This window comes from Paenibacillus curdlanolyticus YK9, from assembly GCF_000179615.1.
GTDB lineage: Bacteria > Bacillota > Bacilli > Paenibacillales > Paenibacillaceae > Paenibacillus_T > Paenibacillus_T curdlanolyticus.
Map to the genome: position 1 here is coordinate 230,886 of NZ_AEDD01000008.1, position 16,258 is coordinate 247,143.

General features: G+C 50.8%; 17 protein-coding genes. 13 read left to right on the top strand and 4 right to left on the bottom strand.

Features of this window, described 5'->3' with window-relative positions; genetic code table 11:
• Positions 1-150: 150 nt before the first annotated feature.
• Together PAECUDRAFT_RS15895 and PAECUDRAFT_RS15900 are read right to left on the bottom strand one after the other, a co-directional pair.
• Positions 151-1,218 carry a ThiF family adenylyltransferase gene (locus PAECUDRAFT_RS15895; RefSeq protein ID WP_006039136.1) on the bottom strand — a complete coding sequence of 356 codons (1,068 nt, stop codon included), beginning with the start codon at positions 1,216-1,218 and terminating at the stop codon, positions 151-153.
• Between the two features lie 53 nt (positions 1,219-1,271).
• Positions 1,272-1,973, bottom strand: coding sequence for a molybdenum cofactor biosynthesis protein (locus PAECUDRAFT_RS15900; protein WP_006039137.1), 702 nt, complete (start codon positions 1,971-1,973; stop codon positions 1,272-1,274).
• A 122-nt stretch (positions 1,974-2,095) separates the two neighbouring features.
• Here PAECUDRAFT_RS15900 and moaA point away from each other — a divergent pair, with 122 nt between their 5' ends.
• The 9 genes from moaA (at position 2,096) to PAECUDRAFT_RS15940 (ending at position 10,498) form a co-directional block, all read left to right on the top strand.
• Positions 2,096-3,097, top strand: coding sequence for a GTP 3',8-cyclase MoaA (gene moaA / locus PAECUDRAFT_RS15905; protein ID WP_006039138.1), 1,002 nt, complete (start codon positions 2,096-2,098; stop codon positions 3,095-3,097).
• Between the two features lie 33 nt (positions 3,098-3,130).
• A complete protein-coding gene (locus tag PAECUDRAFT_RS15910; protein WP_006039139.1) occupies positions 3,131-3,637 on the top strand; it encodes a molybdopterin-binding protein in 507 nt (168 codons plus the stop codon).
• Positions 3,638-3,671: 34 nt separating this feature from the next.
• Positions 3,672-5,132, top strand: coding sequence for a bifunctional metallophosphatase/5'-nucleotidase (locus PAECUDRAFT_RS15915; protein WP_006039140.1), 1,461 nt, complete (start codon positions 3,672-3,674; stop codon positions 5,130-5,132).
• Between the two features lie 197 nt (positions 5,133-5,329).
• Positions 5,330-6,448: an HD-GYP domain-containing protein gene (locus tag PAECUDRAFT_RS15920; protein WP_006039141.1), complete on the top strand. Its 1,119-nt coding sequence runs from the start codon at positions 5,330-5,332 to the stop codon at positions 6,446-6,448.
• A gap of 112 nt (positions 6,449-6,560) precedes the next feature.
• Entirely contained in the window at positions 6,561-7,703 is a 1,143-nt protein-coding gene (gene yfkAB, locus PAECUDRAFT_RS15925; protein ID WP_006039142.1) for a radical SAM/CxCxxxxC motif protein YfkAB, read from the top strand.
• Positions 7,704-7,757: 54 nt separating this feature from the next.
• Entirely contained in the window at positions 7,758-9,074 is a 1,317-nt protein-coding gene (locus PAECUDRAFT_RS15930; RefSeq protein WP_040712856.1) for a hemolysin family protein, read from the top strand.
• Positions 9,075-9,312: 238 nt separating this feature from the next.
• The gene (locus PAECUDRAFT_RS25340; RefSeq protein ID WP_083814183.1) at positions 9,313-9,543 is read left to right on the top strand and encodes a spore coat associated protein CotJA; all 231 of its coding nucleotides are present in this window, start codon (positions 9,313-9,315) and stop codon (positions 9,541-9,543) included.
• Complete coding sequence (locus tag PAECUDRAFT_RS15935; protein ID WP_006039145.1) at positions 9,540-9,869, top strand: spore coat protein CotJB; 330 nt, start codon at positions 9,540-9,542, stop codon at positions 9,867-9,869. Before PAECUDRAFT_RS25340 ends, PAECUDRAFT_RS15935 begins: the two co-directional genes overlap by 4 nt.
• A 59-nt stretch (positions 9,870-9,928) precedes the next feature.
• On the top strand, positions 9,929-10,498 hold the full coding sequence (locus PAECUDRAFT_RS15940; protein ID WP_006039146.1) for a manganese catalase family protein: 570 nt from the start codon (positions 9,929-9,931) through the stop codon (positions 10,496-10,498).
• A 251-nt stretch (positions 10,499-10,749) separates the two neighbouring features.
• Here PAECUDRAFT_RS15940 and PAECUDRAFT_RS15945 read toward each other — a convergent pair whose 3' ends face one another.
• Positions 10,750-11,733 carry a substrate-binding domain-containing protein gene (locus tag PAECUDRAFT_RS15945; RefSeq protein WP_006039147.1) on the bottom strand — a complete coding sequence of 328 codons (984 nt, stop codon included), beginning with the start codon at positions 11,731-11,733 and terminating at the stop codon, positions 10,750-10,752.
• An 87-nt stretch (positions 11,734-11,820) separates the two neighbouring features.
• Here PAECUDRAFT_RS15945 and modA point away from each other — a divergent pair, with 87 nt between their 5' ends.
• The gene (gene modA, locus PAECUDRAFT_RS15950; protein ID WP_006039148.1) at positions 11,821-12,615 is read left to right on the top strand and encodes a molybdate ABC transporter substrate-binding protein; all 795 of its coding nucleotides are present in this window, start codon (positions 11,821-11,823) and stop codon (positions 12,613-12,615) included.
• Positions 12,612-13,277: a molybdate ABC transporter permease subunit gene (gene modB, locus PAECUDRAFT_RS15955; RefSeq protein ID WP_006039149.1), complete on the top strand. Its 666-nt coding sequence runs from the start codon at positions 12,612-12,614 to the stop codon at positions 13,275-13,277. The genes modA and modB overlap by 4 nt, the downstream gene beginning before the upstream one ends.
• A gap of 66 nt (positions 13,278-13,343) precedes the next feature.
• Here modB and PAECUDRAFT_RS15960 read toward each other — a convergent pair whose 3' ends face one another.
• The gene (locus PAECUDRAFT_RS15960) at positions 13,344-14,108 is read right to left on the bottom strand and encodes an AraC family transcriptional regulator (RefSeq protein WP_006039150.1); all 765 of its coding nucleotides are present in this window, start codon (positions 14,106-14,108) and stop codon (positions 13,344-13,346) included.
• 134 nt (positions 14,109-14,242) lie between these two features.
• Here PAECUDRAFT_RS15960 and PAECUDRAFT_RS15965 point away from each other — a divergent pair, with 134 nt between their 5' ends.
• The gene (locus tag PAECUDRAFT_RS15965) at positions 14,243-15,025 is read left to right on the top strand and encodes a sugar phosphate isomerase/epimerase family protein (RefSeq protein ID WP_006039151.1); all 783 of its coding nucleotides are present in this window, start codon (positions 14,243-14,245) and stop codon (positions 15,023-15,025) included.
• Positions 15,026-15,027: 2 nt separating this feature from the next.
• On the top strand, positions 15,028-16,050 hold the full coding sequence (locus PAECUDRAFT_RS15970; protein WP_006039152.1) for a Gfo/Idh/MocA family protein: 1,023 nt from the start codon (positions 15,028-15,030) through the stop codon (positions 16,048-16,050).
• Positions 16,051-16,258: the final 208 nt, after the last annotated feature.

The following is a 16,258-nucleotide window of genomic DNA, read 5'->3' on the forward strand; positions in this document are numbered from 1 at the left end:
AGATAAATTGCTAGTACTATCGTATCAATTGTTGTAGTGAATGGCAATAAGAGACATCTTATAAATCTCAAAATAAGCGAATAAATGTTGAAATAAATCGAATTTACTGGAAAATTGATCGAAAGGTCGTGTTGATAAGGTTCGAGTGGACTATTGTCCCAGCAACTGCGTATATAGGCGTTTGGCTTCATGCGCCTGATCGGTCCCTTGCACGAGTGCACGGCCGTCTGGAAAAACGACCAGGGAAAGTTCGCTTTGCGCTAATTGAATCCGCAGCAGGAAACGGTTGACGGTAATATGACCTGCTGGCGCAAGGCGATTTGCCAACGTTTCGAGCGAAATTTGCATAGGCTTGTCGGGCGTGATTTGGATTGTATTGCGACCGCATAAAGCAGCAGCCGCTGGGGCATGGACGTTGTGATCGCCAATCCATTCGTACTCGCGGCGCGCGCACACAGGGCAGTCAGCGCGACGGGACTGATCCATCCGGACCTGCAGCCAGCGATTGTTCCATACATCAGCTTGGAGAAGCGCGGGGTTCATTGCTTGGCGATTGCCGGATAGCCACTTTAAGGCTTCGGCAGCTTGGAGAGACCCTATGATATCGATAATCGGCGAGATTACGCCTGCCGTTTCGCATGTATCGGTTGTACCGCCAGCAGGGGGCGAAGGGAAGAGGCAGCGGAAGCAGGGCGTTTCCCCCGGCAGAATCGTCATCGTCATGCCTGAGCCGCCGACAGCCCCTCCATAGATCCAAGGAATATCGTATTTCACGCTAATTTCATTCAATAAATATCGTGTTGAAAAATTGTCCGTGCCATCAATGATGAGATCGGTACTCGTCAGCAGCTCTTCTGCATGATGGGGAACTAGATCCGTAACGATCGGTTCAATAACAGGCAAGGAGTTCGCCGCATGAAGCCGAATGGCTGCAGCTTCTGCTTTGGGCAGCATTTGCGCAGCGTCCTCTTCCATATAGAGCACTTGCCGCTGCAAATTGCTCCATTCGACAATATCGCGGTCAATGATACGAAGGCGTCCTATGCCAGCCCGAACGAGATGCTGGGCGATGATGCTGCCTAAGGCGCCCATACCGACAATGACAGCGGAGCGGGCGCTGATGGCTTGTTGCCCTTGGCTGCCGATCGGAGCGAACCGGATCTGGCGTGCATAACGCATGGAGGGGGAATGTGGCTCCGAAGAGGGATTTTCAGTCATAGGTGAGTACTCCTTTCCATACGCTCAGTTCTATCAAAAGCAATGCGATCTATCTATAAGGAAGCGGTTGGATTCCAAGGACCCAATTGATGTCCTTTCCACTCTGAACCGTCTTCCCAAATTTCTTTTTTCCAAATCGGAACGATTTGCTTCAAACGCTCAATGGCGTATCGGCTAGCTTCATAGCAGGCATCGCGGTGCGGGGCGGAGACGGCAATGACGACGCTAATCTCGGCGATCTCAACAACGCCTGTACGGTGGGCAATTGCACATAACGTTCCAGGCCAACGCGCTTCAATTTCTTCGCCGATTTGTTCCATCGTTCGAAGGGCCATTGGCGCATAGCAGTCGTATTCAAGTCGAACCGTACGTTGTCCCTGCGTCCATTCGCGCGTCGTACCGACGAACGACAGGGTTGCCCCGTTATTAGGGGTAATGACTAAACGGGTAATCTCTTCTACAGCAATCGTTTGATCGGTAAGCTGATAACGCGAAGGCGTCTCGCCACCCGATACGGGCGGTAGCAAAGCCAACTCGTCCGCAGCATGCAGCTGCGAGTCGTCGGTCGCATAAGCCTGATTGCAGGCAACGAAGCATAACTGGATGAGATCCGCGTGGTCGGCAAATTGTTGTCCGAGTATTGTTTTCAATTGTTTCACAGACATTGTGTCTTGCTCTAGTGTAAGCTCTATTGTAAAGGTGCCTAACCTTTCTGGAAGGCCGGCAAATAATTGGATGGACCATTGTTTAGTCATGGAAGAAAACCTCTCATACCTATGGAATAATCGTGGTTATAGCATATCACAATCCACCGAAAAATGTTATGCTATTGCATATAGATTGATTACGATTCGACGAGAACTGGAGGTTAGCGGAGATGCGTACATTAACAGACCGGTTCGGACGGGTGCATAACTACTTGCGCATATCCGTTACCGACCGATGCAATTTGCGATGCGTATATTGCATGCCAGAGGAAGGTGTCCAATTCACGGATACCTCTAACCTGCTGAGCTATGATCATATTGTAGAGCTTGTGCAGTCTGCTGCAAGCTTGGGCGTTACAAAACTGCGCATTACGGGCGGAGAACCGCTCGTTAGACCGGGACTCGACGGCCTTATTAGCAGGCTTTCGCGTATCCCGGGCATATCGGACATCGCTTTGACGACGAACGGCCTGCTGTTGGCCCAGCAAGCGGAAGCGCTGCGGGCTGCGGGCTTAAATCGAGTCAATATTAGCTTGGACACGCTGGATTCGACGCGATTTAAATTCATCGCCCGCCGCGGTGAGCTCCGCCGTGTCATGGAAGGAATCGAAGCAGCGGGACGTGTCGGCTTTGACCCGATTAAGCTGAATTGCGTGTTGCTGCGCGGCGTGAACGAGGATGAGATCGGAGCCTTCCTGCGAATGGCGTACGAGCAGCCGCTTCATATTCGGTTTATTGAATATATGCCGATTGGGCATGCGGACGAAAATTGGAAAAAGCAGTACTTGCCTTTATCGCGCGTTTTGGAAATTGCGGATGAGCAGTCGTTCAGTTATCAGGTTCGCAGCGATGTATTAGGGAATGGCCCTTCGGAAGATTATGAGATTATCGGCGGCAAAGGCTCATTCGGCCTTATTCACCCTGTGAGCGACGAGTTTTGCAAAAGGTGCAATCGGCTCCGTCTAACGGCGGATGGTTATCTAAAGCCGTGTTTATACTGGGTGGATGAGTTGAACGTCCGTCCGGCACTCGGAAGCGCCGAAGCGTTGGAGGCTTTGTTCCGCAAAGCGATGGATATTAAGCCTGAGAATCACGAGATGGGAGCGAAGCTGTTCGATACTGCCCAATCCCATATGCCGACCGACCGAAGAATGTCGCAAATCGGCGGCTAGATGATGCATCCTACAATGGAAGGGAGCACTGGAATGTCGTACAATGAAGGAAGAGAAACTCGCATCCAGATTGAACATGATGAGTTTGGCATCGAAAGCTGGACAGCTGAAGCAATGGCAGAGCTGGCGGGAGAATCGTTCCCGATTGGTGAGCGTGTGCCTGAAACAGTGGGGAATGCGTTTGATTGGGCAATCTGGTATGAAGAATGGCTCCACTTGCTGGCGCATACGAGCCATTGCAAGCTATCTCCTCCTAAGCAGCTTAAGCTTTATGCTGCGGATCAATTCGAGGCAGTGATCCCGTGGGAGCAACTGCAAGACGCGGCCGTGCTGTTCGCGGAGCCGGACGGCTCGCCGCTTGCCAAGGGCGGACCGATTCGCTTATTCGTACCGAATGGATCAAGCAAATGCTTGAATGTGAAAAGTATCGTTCGAATTGTCGTGTCAACGCAGGAAGAAGGATCGGATGAAGCGACATACGGATTTAAGCAGCAATTTTCGCTCGAAGATATGACCATTAAGAAACGATCGACGACTTAAGCGATAGAGCGGTTCGATCAGCAAGGGGGCTAGCATGCACGAGACGCGCGAATGGCCGATTGAAGCGGTGCTGCTGCACAGCAACGACATCCACAGCCGTCTGGAGAACGCCGCGCGAATGGCTACGTTCATCGCAGAGGAACGGAGAGCGCTCGGCAGCGATCGCGTACTTGTAGTCGATATTGGCGATCATATGGATCGGATGCGCGCGGAGACGGAAGGCAGCGATGGAATGGTGAACGTCGAGCTGCTTCAAGCAGCCGGCTATGAGGCGATAACCCTTGGCAACAATGAAGGACTTACGTATGAATCGGATGCGTTGGAAGCAGCGTACGAGGGCGGAACGAGCTTTGCCGTTGTCGTCGCCAATATGTATCGAGCGATCGATCACGAACGGCCAGCATGGATGACGCCGTCGCTAATTGTGCGCAAAGGGCAATTGCGAATCGGAATAATTGGCGTTACGGCGCAATTTACTGATTTTTATACGTTATTGGGCTGGGATGTGGCGGAGCCGCTTCAAGCAACCGCAGAGCAAGTGGCCCAGCTGAGACAGCAGGTTGACATCGTAGTCGTAATGTCTCATCTCGGATTGCCTTTCGACCGTCTGATGGCCGAGCAGGTAGCGGGGGTTGATCTGATCTTAGGCGGACACACCCATCATCTGCTGGAGGAGCCGCTTGTCATCGGACAAACGACGATATGCGCAGCGGGGAAATTCGGCGAATATATGGGACGGATTGAAATCGGCAGGGATCCGTTAACCGGCGCTCCCAGATTCCGTGCGGCTTGTGTTCCGATGGCAGCATACGTAGAGCATGAGTCGGCTGTGGACATTTTGAATCGTTATCAGCAATCTGCAAAGCGCAAGCTGGACCAGGTCATCGTGCAGCTGGACACGGCATTGCCGGTACGAAACGATCAAGAATCGCCGCTCCCTAATTTGTTGGCAGCGGGCATTCGCCGTTGGACCGGTACCGAGATTGGCATCGTGAATGCAGGTCAATTGCTAGCAGGGCTAGCCATTGGCGATGTAACAGCAGGAGAGCTGCATGCGATCTGCCCGTCGCCAATTAATCCGTGCCGAATGCGATTGCTCGGCGTACATATTAAAACAGCCCTAGAGCAATCGCTGACACGCGAGTTTATTGAGAAGGCGATTCGCGGCTTTGGTTTTCGGGGCGTCGCTCTTGGTACGCTGGCCGTGGACGGATTGACGATCGACGTGGAGCCGTCCGAACAGGGAGAATGGTCCATCATTGCAGTTCATGTCGGCGACGAGCCGCTGGTCGAGGAACGCGAATATGAGGTTGGCACGATTGATATGTTTACGTTTGGCGTAGGCTATGAATCGTTGAAGCTGGGCAAGGGAATCCAGTATTTTTTGCCGGAATTCATACGGGATGTGCTCGCTAGAGAGCTGCAAAGCAATGAAGCGATTCAATCAGCGGCTGCGCTGCGATGGCGCCAGAGAAAAGGGAGAGCTGCAACTTAAAGCATGGTCGGGTAATTTTGGCGGATTATGTCGGAAAATCCCGAAAATAAGGTTGCTCTTTTTCTTAGAATCCCTTACATTAACATTACGAACGAATATGACGATGTAATAGGTATAGATTCTCGCTCGCCGGATGCGTGTACGTAAGGTCCGGAATGAATAAAGAGAGTACAACAGTTGCGGGGCGGGATAACGGAATGCGCTTAATGCCCATATCAAAGTGTCGGCCTGGCATGAGGCTGGCGAGAAAAATATATTCAGAAGAAGGACTTGTTCTTCTCGCCGAAAATATCGAGTTAACTGCCCGAATGATTAAGCGTTTGATGAACGCAGGCATTCCATACGTATACATTCAAGATGCCCGGGTTGAGGATGCTGTGCTGCCACAAATTATTCGGGATGAGACGATGCGGGAAGCTTTGAAAGAAATTCGGAGTTCTTTCCGCATGATGATGGATCGGCCGGATGGACGCAAGGGCGTTACCTATCCTTACATTTCGAAGTCTTATCAGAATGTAATGTCGATGGTCATTGAGGATTTGACTGCGCATAAGGATGCCATGATTATGCTGATGAATATGGGCGTAGTAGATCAATACCTGTATCAGCACTCGTTGAATGTTTGTGTCTACACGACGATGTTAGGCATAGCAGAAGGCTATTCGAGGGACGAATTGACGATTCTTGGAATGGGCGCAGCCTTGCATGATATCGGCAAGACGCGGATTCCGGAAAGTATCCTGAAGAAAGAGGGTAAGCTGACGTCTGAAGAATTTGAATTGATGAAGAAGCATACCGAAATTGGATACAGAATGCTGAAAGATGAGCCCAATATTTCTTTAATTACGGCCCACTGCGCGTTTCAGCATCATGAGCGTTTGGACGGCAGCGGGTATCCGAGAGGAATCAAGGGAGACGATATTCACGACTACGCGAAGTGGATCGGGCTCGTGGATTCCTACGATGCGATGACGACAAACCGCGTGTACCGTCCGCCGATGCTTCCGCATCAAGCGATTGAGCTGCTTTATGCCGGTACAGGAACGCTATACGAACAACGTATGGTGGAGCAATTCCGCGATAAGGTAGCGATTTATCCGATTGGACTTACGGTCCGGTTGAATAGCGGGGAGACGGGCATCGTCGTTGATATTAATTCAGCTTGTCCGCATCGACCGATTGTTCGAGTGATTGAGGATGCAGACGGGGAGCCTGTTCAGGCTCCATATGAGGTTGATTTGTCTAAACGTTTGACGGCGATGATCGTTAGCGTCAATGATGAGCCGACTGAAGTGCCGAGCGCATCCGGTTTATGATTAAATTCTAATCCCGCCGACTCATGGGCGGGATTTATTTGCGTCCAGCGCGGGCGGATATTACAATGAAAGATAAAGCTTACATCCAACTGAGTGAAAATAGGTGCTGAAGATGAATCATATACTAGCGATAAATGAACAACTGCCCATACGCCCGGAATTATCTCCTGCGTATGATCCATGGGATCCGATCGTATCGTTGCAGCGGTATGGCCGGCATACGCTTACGAGCGTCGAGATGACGGTTTCGAATTTGTGCAATATGCGATGCGAGCATTGCGCCGTTGGCGATACGCTCGTTTTAGCAGAGCCGGCCAAAATACCGCTGGATCAAATGCTTCGCCGACTAGATGAAGTGGAGCATTTGGAGACAATAAGCATAACAGGGGGAGAGCCGTCCTTCTCCGAGAGCACGGTGCGCAATTATATGGTGCCGCTGCTGCGTTACGCGAGAAGCAGAGGGATCCGTTCCCAAATCAACTCCAACGTAACGCTTGATTACAAACGATATGAGCAAATGGCGCCGTATCTGGATGTGATGCATATCTCATTTAACTACACGACGGCAGATGACTTCCATCAGGTGGGGTTTGCACGTTCCGGCCATTCTGTTTCGAGAGATACAGCCGTCCGCTTGTATGAGCGAATGATGGATAATGCACGTCGGCTTAGCGAAGCGGGCGTTCTTGTTTCGGCGGAATCGATGATTAACTATCGGACGCATCATAAAATTGCTGAAATTCATCAGCTTATTATCGAAATGGGCTGCCAGCGGCATGAGGTGCATCCTATGTATCCGAGCTCATTCGCAGCCAATTTGCCGATGCTGTCGCGTGAAGAAATGCGCGCGGCAATCGAGCGTTTGCTGGATGCGCGCGATAAGTCGGTCTGGATGCTGTTCGGAACGCTTCCGTTCTTCCGCTGCAGCAGCAATCCGGAAGAGCGCGCGCTGCTCGCGCGACTGGCGGCCGAGCCGAATGTAACCGTCCGCAATGATCCCGACGGGCGGAATCGCCTTAACGTGAACATGTTTACCGGAGATGTATTCGTAACGGATTTTTCAGACGTTCCGGCATTCGGCAACGTAAAGAATGATCGGTTGGATGATGTGTTCGACCGTTGGCTGGATGGGTCGCTCGCACGCTCGATTGATTGCCATTGTCCAGCAGCGGGCTGTTGTGGGCCTAACCTGCTTGTCAAAGATATGTATTACCGTGGAGAGAATTTCCTAAGCCGCCAAGCCATTTTGGATTAACGGTTAAACGCGCGGCAATAAAGGAGAAATGCCGGTCTGACACATACGGAGTTTTTGCCGGGATCGATCATAACGAATTTACTCATCGTGCTGCTGCTCGTTATGCTGAATGCTTTTTTCGTTGCTGCGGAATTTGCACTTGTTAAAGTGAGGCAGTCGCGTCTTACGCAGCTCTCGAACGAAGGCAATGCGAGGGCGAGATACGCTTTGAAGGTCAATTCGAAGTTGGATGCCTACCTGTCCGCGACTCAACTGGGAATCACGCTCGCTTCGCTAGGGCTCGGTTGGGTCGGTGAACCGGCGATTTCTGAACTGATCGTAGAGCCTATCTTATACTCCTTCGGCGTAACGGATCATGTCCTTATTTCCACGCTGTCTGTCGGAATCGGCTTTGTCGTCATTACGTTTCTTCACATCGTACTGGGCGAGCTGGCACCGAAGTCGTTGGCGATCCAAAAGTCAGAGAGCGTATCGCTTTGGCTTTCTCTTCCGTTAATTACGTTTCATCGCATCTTTCTGCCTGCGATTTGGCTGCTTAATGGCGCGGCGAATCGACTGCTGAAGCTGCTTGGCGTACAACCGGCGAGCGATCGCGAAGCGGCCCATACGGAGGAAGAAATCAGGCTCCTGATGGACGAGAGCGCCAAGAGCGGCATCATCGATAAGGATGAGATGAAACTGTTCGATAACATTTTCGAATTTTCGGACCGTCTCGCTCGCGAGGTAATGCTGCCCCGGACGGATATGGACTGTATCTATACAGATCAGTCTTACGATGAGATTATCAAACATGTTTATGCCACGAAGCACACGCGCTATCCCGTCGGCGTCGAGGACAAAGATCAGATTATTGGCTTCGTCCACATTACGGATTTGTTAACGTCGGATTCAGATCAGGAGCAGGATATCCGTACGTTCCTTCGCCCGATTCTTAGCGTGCCGGAGTCGATGGAAATTAGCGATGTGCTGAAGCTTATGCAGCGGAAGCATGCACAGCTGGCTATCGTCGTGGATGAATACGGCGGGACTGCTGGCATGCTGACGACCGAGTTGATCTTGGAAGAAATAGTCGGCGAAATCCATGATGAATTCGATACAGAGCTGCCGAGCGTCGTCGTGAAAGGTGAGATTACGTCAGTGGAAGGGCGTATGCTCATAGAGGAAGTGAACGATATGTTCGGCCTCGATATTACGGATGAAGACGTTGATTCCATCGGCGGCTGGTTGTTCACGAAGCTGGAAGGGCGCCCGGTTAAAGGGAAGAAGGTAGACTATGACGGGTATTGCTTCGAGGTTGCAGAATGTGAACCGCTCCGCGTGCTGAGGGTGCATATTTATAAGAAGAAGCCAGCGAACAGCAAGCCTGAATAGATAGTTGGAGCATACGAATCGGCAATATAGGACGTCCCCTCGCTATTGAAGCGAGCGGGACGTTTTTTGATGGAAACGAGCTGCTTAGACAGAGCTTTGAATTATTGCTTGGGAAATAAGATGCAATTCATTGGACTTTGGACTACCTAAAGTCACATACGATGATAAAGAGTATTTTGCACATAAGGAGGTAACACAAGTGAATTCGACAAACGTTAATGCCGCTGCAGCTCACTATGTGCCCCATGTCAGTCAAGCCGGTTATCGGGAATGGAGGCCTTTCATCGGTCCGCACGATCCGTGCCCGCCGGTTTACGTCAAAACGTATGTCGTGCCGCCAAATCAATACATCCCATATCAGCCCATGAATTTACCGCAATATTCCTTGCAGGAGGCGCTCAAGCGTGGCACCCTATGGCCAGCGTTGTATAGTCCGTATCATTCGAGATGCAACAAGAGGGGAAGGTGATTCGGATGAGCGAGGTGCAGGAAGGGCAGCATGACCAGCAACAAGACCAGCAACACGAGCAGCTTGAACGTAAGCTGGATGAGCATTATTACCATAAGCTGCTTGAGCTGCAGCAGCTGGATTTTGCGCTAGTGGAGCTGACCTTGTATTTGGATACGCATCCAAACGATTTGCAGGCACTTCAGCAATTTAACCAGTTGGCGCAGCAGCGGCAGCAGGTTGCGTTTCAATTTGAGATGAAGTATGGCCCATTGCTCCAATTTGGGCATAGCTTCTCCCGGTTTCCATGGCAATGGTCAGAATCGCCTTGGCCTTGGCAGGTATAGCTTTGTCCCGTCGTTCCGTCATTTGGTGGTTAGCGATTTGAAGGGAGGTCGAGCTGCATATGTGGATCTATGATAAAAAGCTGCAGTATCCAGTTCGAGTGAGCAAATGCGATCCGATGATGGCCAAGTTTTTATTGGAACAATACGGAGGGGCGGATGGCGAGCTTGCGGCCGCGCTGCGATACTTGAATCAGCGGTACTCGATTCCGGATAAGGTCATCGGGCTTCTGACGGATATTGGAACCGAGGAATTCGCCCATCTCGAAATGATCGCAACGATGGTCTACAAGCTAACCAAGGACGCAAGCGTAGAGCAGCTGGAGGCAGCGGGGCTTGGTCCCAACTATGCGCAGCGGGATCATGCGATCTTTTATACGAACTCAGCGGGAGTGCCGTGGACAGCCTCCTATATTCAAGCCAAAGGCGACCCGCTTGCGGATTTGTATGAGGACATTGCAGCCGAGGAGAAAGCGCGGGCGACCTATCAATGGCTGATCGATATGACGGATGACGTGGATTTGCAGGACAGCTTGAAGTTTCTAAGAGAGCGTGAGATTGTCCATGCGCTGCGGTTTAAAGAGGCGGTGGAAATCATTAAATCGGATCGGGAGACGAAGAAGGTTTTTTGATTAGAGCAAGGCAAACAAGCGAGGCGGGGGATAGCCCCTTGTCTCGCTTGTTTCATGTTTGGATCGTGTGCAAGAAAAATAGGTCATAATGAGTTTTACAATGTTGACTCGACTATTTTATCGATCGGATCGTTCGTGCTGCAGTTTTCGTGCGAATTATGTAACATTACCTTACATTCTATAGTTGACAATCACGCAAACCATTATATATTAGTTATAAATAGTTATATCTAATTATATTTAAGCATAACTTACGTCTCGTATAGGATCTGTCCCGTAAGCGACAGGTCGTAATTTGCCATAGCAAGAAGCTCTTGTTTGAATGGCTCGGATCGAATGATGCGAAGCAAGCTTTCGATGAGTGGACGGTTTGCTTCCGAATTCAACACAACGAGGTCGTAGCGCTCTTGAATCAACGGGACGAATGTGACGCCGCTCACGATGCTTGCTGTTTTCTCCGTCCCGATTCCGACATCGGCCTCGCCGGAAGCGACCTTGGCTGCGATGGACAGATGATTGGTCAGCACTTGGTCATAGCCAAGCAAAGAATCAGCTTTTATGCCATGCAGCCGCAGCTGCTCATCAAGCAGAACGCGTGCGCCAGAGCCTTGCTCGCGGTTTACTAGGCGAAGGCCGGGGCGGCTTAGATCAGACCAAGCCTGCAGTTGAAGCGGATTGTTCTGCGCAACATAAAAGCCTGCGGTTCGCTTAAGCAGATTAACGACGATCAACGGCATGCCAACGAGCAGCTTCCGAATGTACGGCAGGTTATATTCGCCAGTATCGCCATCCAGCAGGTGGGTGCTGACGATGTCAGATTCGCCCCGATACATCCGAATCAGGCTATCCAAGCTTCCAGCGTAGGAACGGAGCGGGCGCATGCCGGTCAGCCGCTGCTCCAGATGATTAGCCAATATATCGAGGCTCATATCCTGACCCGTTATGACGAAAGGCCGTACGCCTGGCGTCGTTTGCAGCAAAGCAGCGGAAGGCAGCGCGGAAGGCTGCACGGGATGCTCCGCGAAGGATAGGGAAGACGTTGCTGTTGCTTGGCTAACGGATTGGGCTTTGCTTTTACGTTTATACGTTTCCAAGTCAGAAGCGTCGACGCGCATTTGCTTGCCTACGCGGTAAGCGGGGAGATCCCCTTTCTTAATCAGGTCATAGACCGTAAGCTTTGATATTTTGAGCAGCTTGGAAATTTCCTCCGCTGTATAAGACTCATCGTGGGACATCGTAGGGTGCCTCCTAAGAAGGATTGTTCGATCCGGCTTGAACTACTTGTATTGTATCATAGGGAATGGATGATGGAGGATTATGTAATGACAGCAGCAGCAAAAAGAGCGCCGATGCTCGTTCCCGTTTTTCTTCTCGTCCTGCTATTGGCGGCGTGCAGTTCAAAATCCGAGACTGCCTCCCCTCATGTAGAGATAACCATCTCGGCAGCCGCGAGCTTAACGGACGCCCTCAACGAGCTGAAGACACGCTATGAGCATACGCATGCGAATACAACGCTCGTTTATAATTTCGGCGCATCAGGCGCGCTCCAACAGCAAATCGAACAAGGCGCTCCGGCAGATCTATTTCTGTCCGCAGCATCGAACAATATGCAGGCTCTCGTGGAGAAGAAGCTCATCCGTGCTGATCAAGAACGCAATTTGTTGAAAAATGAGCTTGTTGTCGTCATTCCGGCATCTAATCAAGAAGGTATCAAAAGCTTGCAGGAGCTGCAATCGGCTTCCGCCAAACGTATTGCCATCGGTATTCCTGAGAGCGTGCCGGCAGGCAAATATGCGAAAGAGGCGCTGATGAGCGCGAAGCTCTGGGACGAGCTGCAGCCGAAGCTTGTGCAAGGGAAGGATGTGAGGCAGGTGCTGCAATATGTGGAGACGGGCAATGCAGATGCGGGCTTCGTCTATAAGACTGACGCGATGACATCAGCGAAAGCCAAAATTGCATTTGTCATTGATCCAGCGTATTATTCGCCGATCTCGTATCCTGTAGGCATCGTTTCATCAACCAAGCAGCCTGAAGCGGCTGAAGCGTTTTATGCGTACTTGTCAACGGAAGAGGCGCAAGCTATTTTCATCAAGTACGGCTTCTCGGTGTCCCCATGATGAATGAACCTTATGAATGGAATGCGCTGTGGTCGCCGATCCGGCTCTCTTTGCAGGTAACGGTGTTGGCGAGCGCTGTCGTCATTATACTCGGTATTGCAATAGCGTATTGGATGTCCAAATCGAAGCTGCGGGGCAAGGTTATCATTGAAACCTTTTTTATGCTGCCCCTCGTTTTGCCGCCTACCGTCGTTGGCTTCCTGCTGCTTGTGCTGCTGGGCAGGCGAAGCTGGGCAGGGCGTTTTTTCGAATGGCTGTTTAACGCGCCGATTATTTTCTCCTGGTGGGCTGCCGTTATTGCGGCTGTCGTCGTTTCGTTTCCGCTCGTCTATCAGACGATGAAAGCGGGGTTTGATTCAGTCGATCGTTCCTTGGAGGATTCGGCTCGCTCAAGCGGTGCGTCGGAATGGCAGGTTTTGCGTTATATCAGTTTGCCGCTTGCTTCACGGTCCGTTCGAACGGCCTATATTCTCGGGTTCGCCCGCGGTTTGGGAGAATTCGGCGCCACGCTTATGATTGCAGGCAACATTCCGGGACGAACGCAGACGGTGCCAACTGCGATTTATGTTGCGGTCGACTCGGGCGATTCCACGACAGCATGGGTATTAACGGGGTGCACCGTCATCATTTCGTTCGTTCTGCTTTTATTTGCTCGAAAATAAACCTCACAACCGAGTATGCCGCGGCATACCTCCGGTTCGTGAGGTTTTTCTTTTATTCCACTGTTATTACCCGCGATAGAGCGCAGGTGTCAGTCCGTATTTTTCCTTAAACGCTCGGTGAAAATAAGGGTAGCTGTTGAATCCGCAATCGAGCGCGATTTGCTCTAGCTTAAGCGGCGTATGCTTCATGCGTTCTACCGCCATCGAAAGCCGTATATCGAGCGCATAGCGAACGATCGTCGTGCCGCTCCATTCCCGGAACAAATGTACGGCGCGCGATACGCTCAAGCCGACATGCTGGGCAACGTCTTCTAATTTAAATGGCGTCGAAGCATGCTCCTCGATATAACGCTTCATCTGCGTGATGGTGAAAGGCTCCCCTGTTTCCGCGATAGCGCGATCCAGACAGAGGCATAGCGATTGCAGCAAGTAGCTGTTCAGCTCATGCGAATCTGGCGTCATAATGCGTGATTCGAACACCATTTGGCGCCAAAGCGTAATGATCCGATCATCCAAGTTGATGTGAAAATGCTGCTGCCGTTTCGTTCGTTTCCACCACCGGTCGATCCAAGGGCCGCTGCAATAAAGGTAATAGTCGGCGCTGTCCGTGCCCGTTACCTCAGCGCCATATAGGTTTAGCTCATAAGGCTCTCCTGGTTGAAACAGCAGCAGGCTGCCGGGCAGAAGATCAATGAATATGTCGTTGACAAGCGCCTGTCCGCGCCCCTCGATCTGCAGACGAAACAGATAAGAGGGCAGGCTATGGATCCTTTTGCTCGAAAAAGGAGTGGAATGTCTAGAGTAACCACAGCTTAAAAGCTCTGCCTCCATGCTCGACCTCCGAAATTTTTTAGCCAAATAAGTTAACTATTAACCACATTAGCTATGTTCGCTTGCTTATCTTATCCCCTACAATAGGAGCAGATAGGCTATAAAATACCATTCTATAGGAAGAGGTGCGGTATATGCAACGCATGGAAATCGGCGTACAATTATATACAGTGCGTGACGAAATGGAAAAGGACGTAGAAGGCACGCTCCGCAAGGTTAAATCTTTAGGCTTTGATGCAGTTGAATTCGCAGGCTACTTCAATGTGCCAGCTGAGCAAATGCGCGCATGGTTGGATGAAATCGGACTGAAAGCATTCAGCACGCACGTAGATCTAACGCGTCTTCGTAATGACCTCCAAGGCGAGATTGCATATGCGAAAGCAATCGGCGTAAAGTATATCCCTTGTTCTTATATTCAACCGGAGGATCGCCAGAACCTGGAAGATTGGAAAGGCATCGTAACCTTCCTCAAAGAAACGGCTGAGGAAGTCAGCAGACATGGCCTGCAATTCTGCTATCATAACCATGAGTTCGAATTCGAGACGAAATTCGAGGACGGCAAATCGGTATACGAAACATTGTTCGAAACGATCAATGAGAACGATATGAAAATCGAGCTGGACGTGTGCTGGGTGCAATTTGCGAAAGAGGATACGATCGCTTGCATCGAACGTTATGCTGGACGTATTCCATTACTGCATGCGAAGGACTTTAAGCGCGCTGAAGACAACAGCATGATTACGCTTCAACTGAGCCAAGGCGAAGTAGATCTGCCAGCCGTGCTGGAAGCAGCGGGCAAAGCGGGCGTCGAATGGCTGATTGTGGAGCAGGATTTCTGCCAGAACCCGCCATTCGAGAGCATTGAAGCCAGCCTGAACTGGCTGAAAAATAATTATTTAACGAAAGTAGGAGCCTAACCATGTCTAAGATTAGAGTAGCAGTTATCGGCTGCGGAGCGATCGCGACTCGCCGCCACGTACCTGAATATATGATCAATCCGAATGTAAAGCTCGTCGCATTCGTTGATCCCGTGCTGGAGCGGGCGGAAGAGCTTGCATCCAAATTCAATGCATTGGCTTTTAGCGATTATGAGACAATGCTGAAGGAAGTGGAGGTTGACGCGGTAAGCGTTTGTACGCCGAACATCCTGCATGCTCCAATCGCGATTGCAGCGGCTAACGCTGGTGCACATGTACTCGTAGAGAAGCCTATGGCAACGAATGAAGCGGATGCGCTTGCAATGATCGCAGCTGCCAAGACTAATGGCGTAAAACTGATGGTTGGCCAAAGCCAACGCTTAATGCCTCCTCACGTGAAAGCGAAAGAAATTTTGGATTCGGGAAGATTGGGCAAAGTCATTTCGTTCCGCACCTCGTTTGGTCATCCAGGTCCGGAAAGCTGGAGCGTGGACGGCAAAGACAGCTGGTTCTTCCGTAAGGACGAGGCAATCATGGGCGCAATGGGCGATCTTGGCGTGCACAAATCCGACCTGATGCGTTGGCTGCTCAATGATGAGGTAGCAGATGTTGCAGCTTTCGTTGGAACGCTGGACAAAGAAGGGACTACGGTAGACGACAACGCGACTTGCCTGATTCGTATGAAAAGCGGCGCGATCGGCACGCTCGTTGCAAGCTGGACTTATTATCGCGGAGAAGACAACTCGACGGTTCTCTGGTGCGAGAATGGCGTTCTTAAAGTTGGTACGGATCCAGATCGTCCCGTCATTTTGGAGCTTCGCGACGGCACGAATGAGGATATCGAAGCCGGCGGAATTTCCACGAACAAAAGGCAGCTTCCGAGCTTCGTCATCGACGAGTTTGTTAAATGCATCGTGAATGACGAGGAACCTTCCATCTCTGGCGAAGAGGGCCTCCGCTCGCTGAATGTTATTTTGGCAGCATTTGAATCGCAAAAAACGGGCAAAATCATTGCCGTTAACTAGATAGAACAGAAGAACGGCGGCCGCTTGCGGGCTGCAGCCGTTCTTTTTTTTTGAAGATTAACTGGCCAAACGCACATTTTCGGTCGATATAAGAAGAATAAGTGGAGGAATCTCTGTAAAAAATAAAAAGACGTTTAGCGCCGATTGCGATTAATGGCCTGCCTTCATGAAGCGGCATATCAACGCATGAGGGCTGATTTTGACGGAA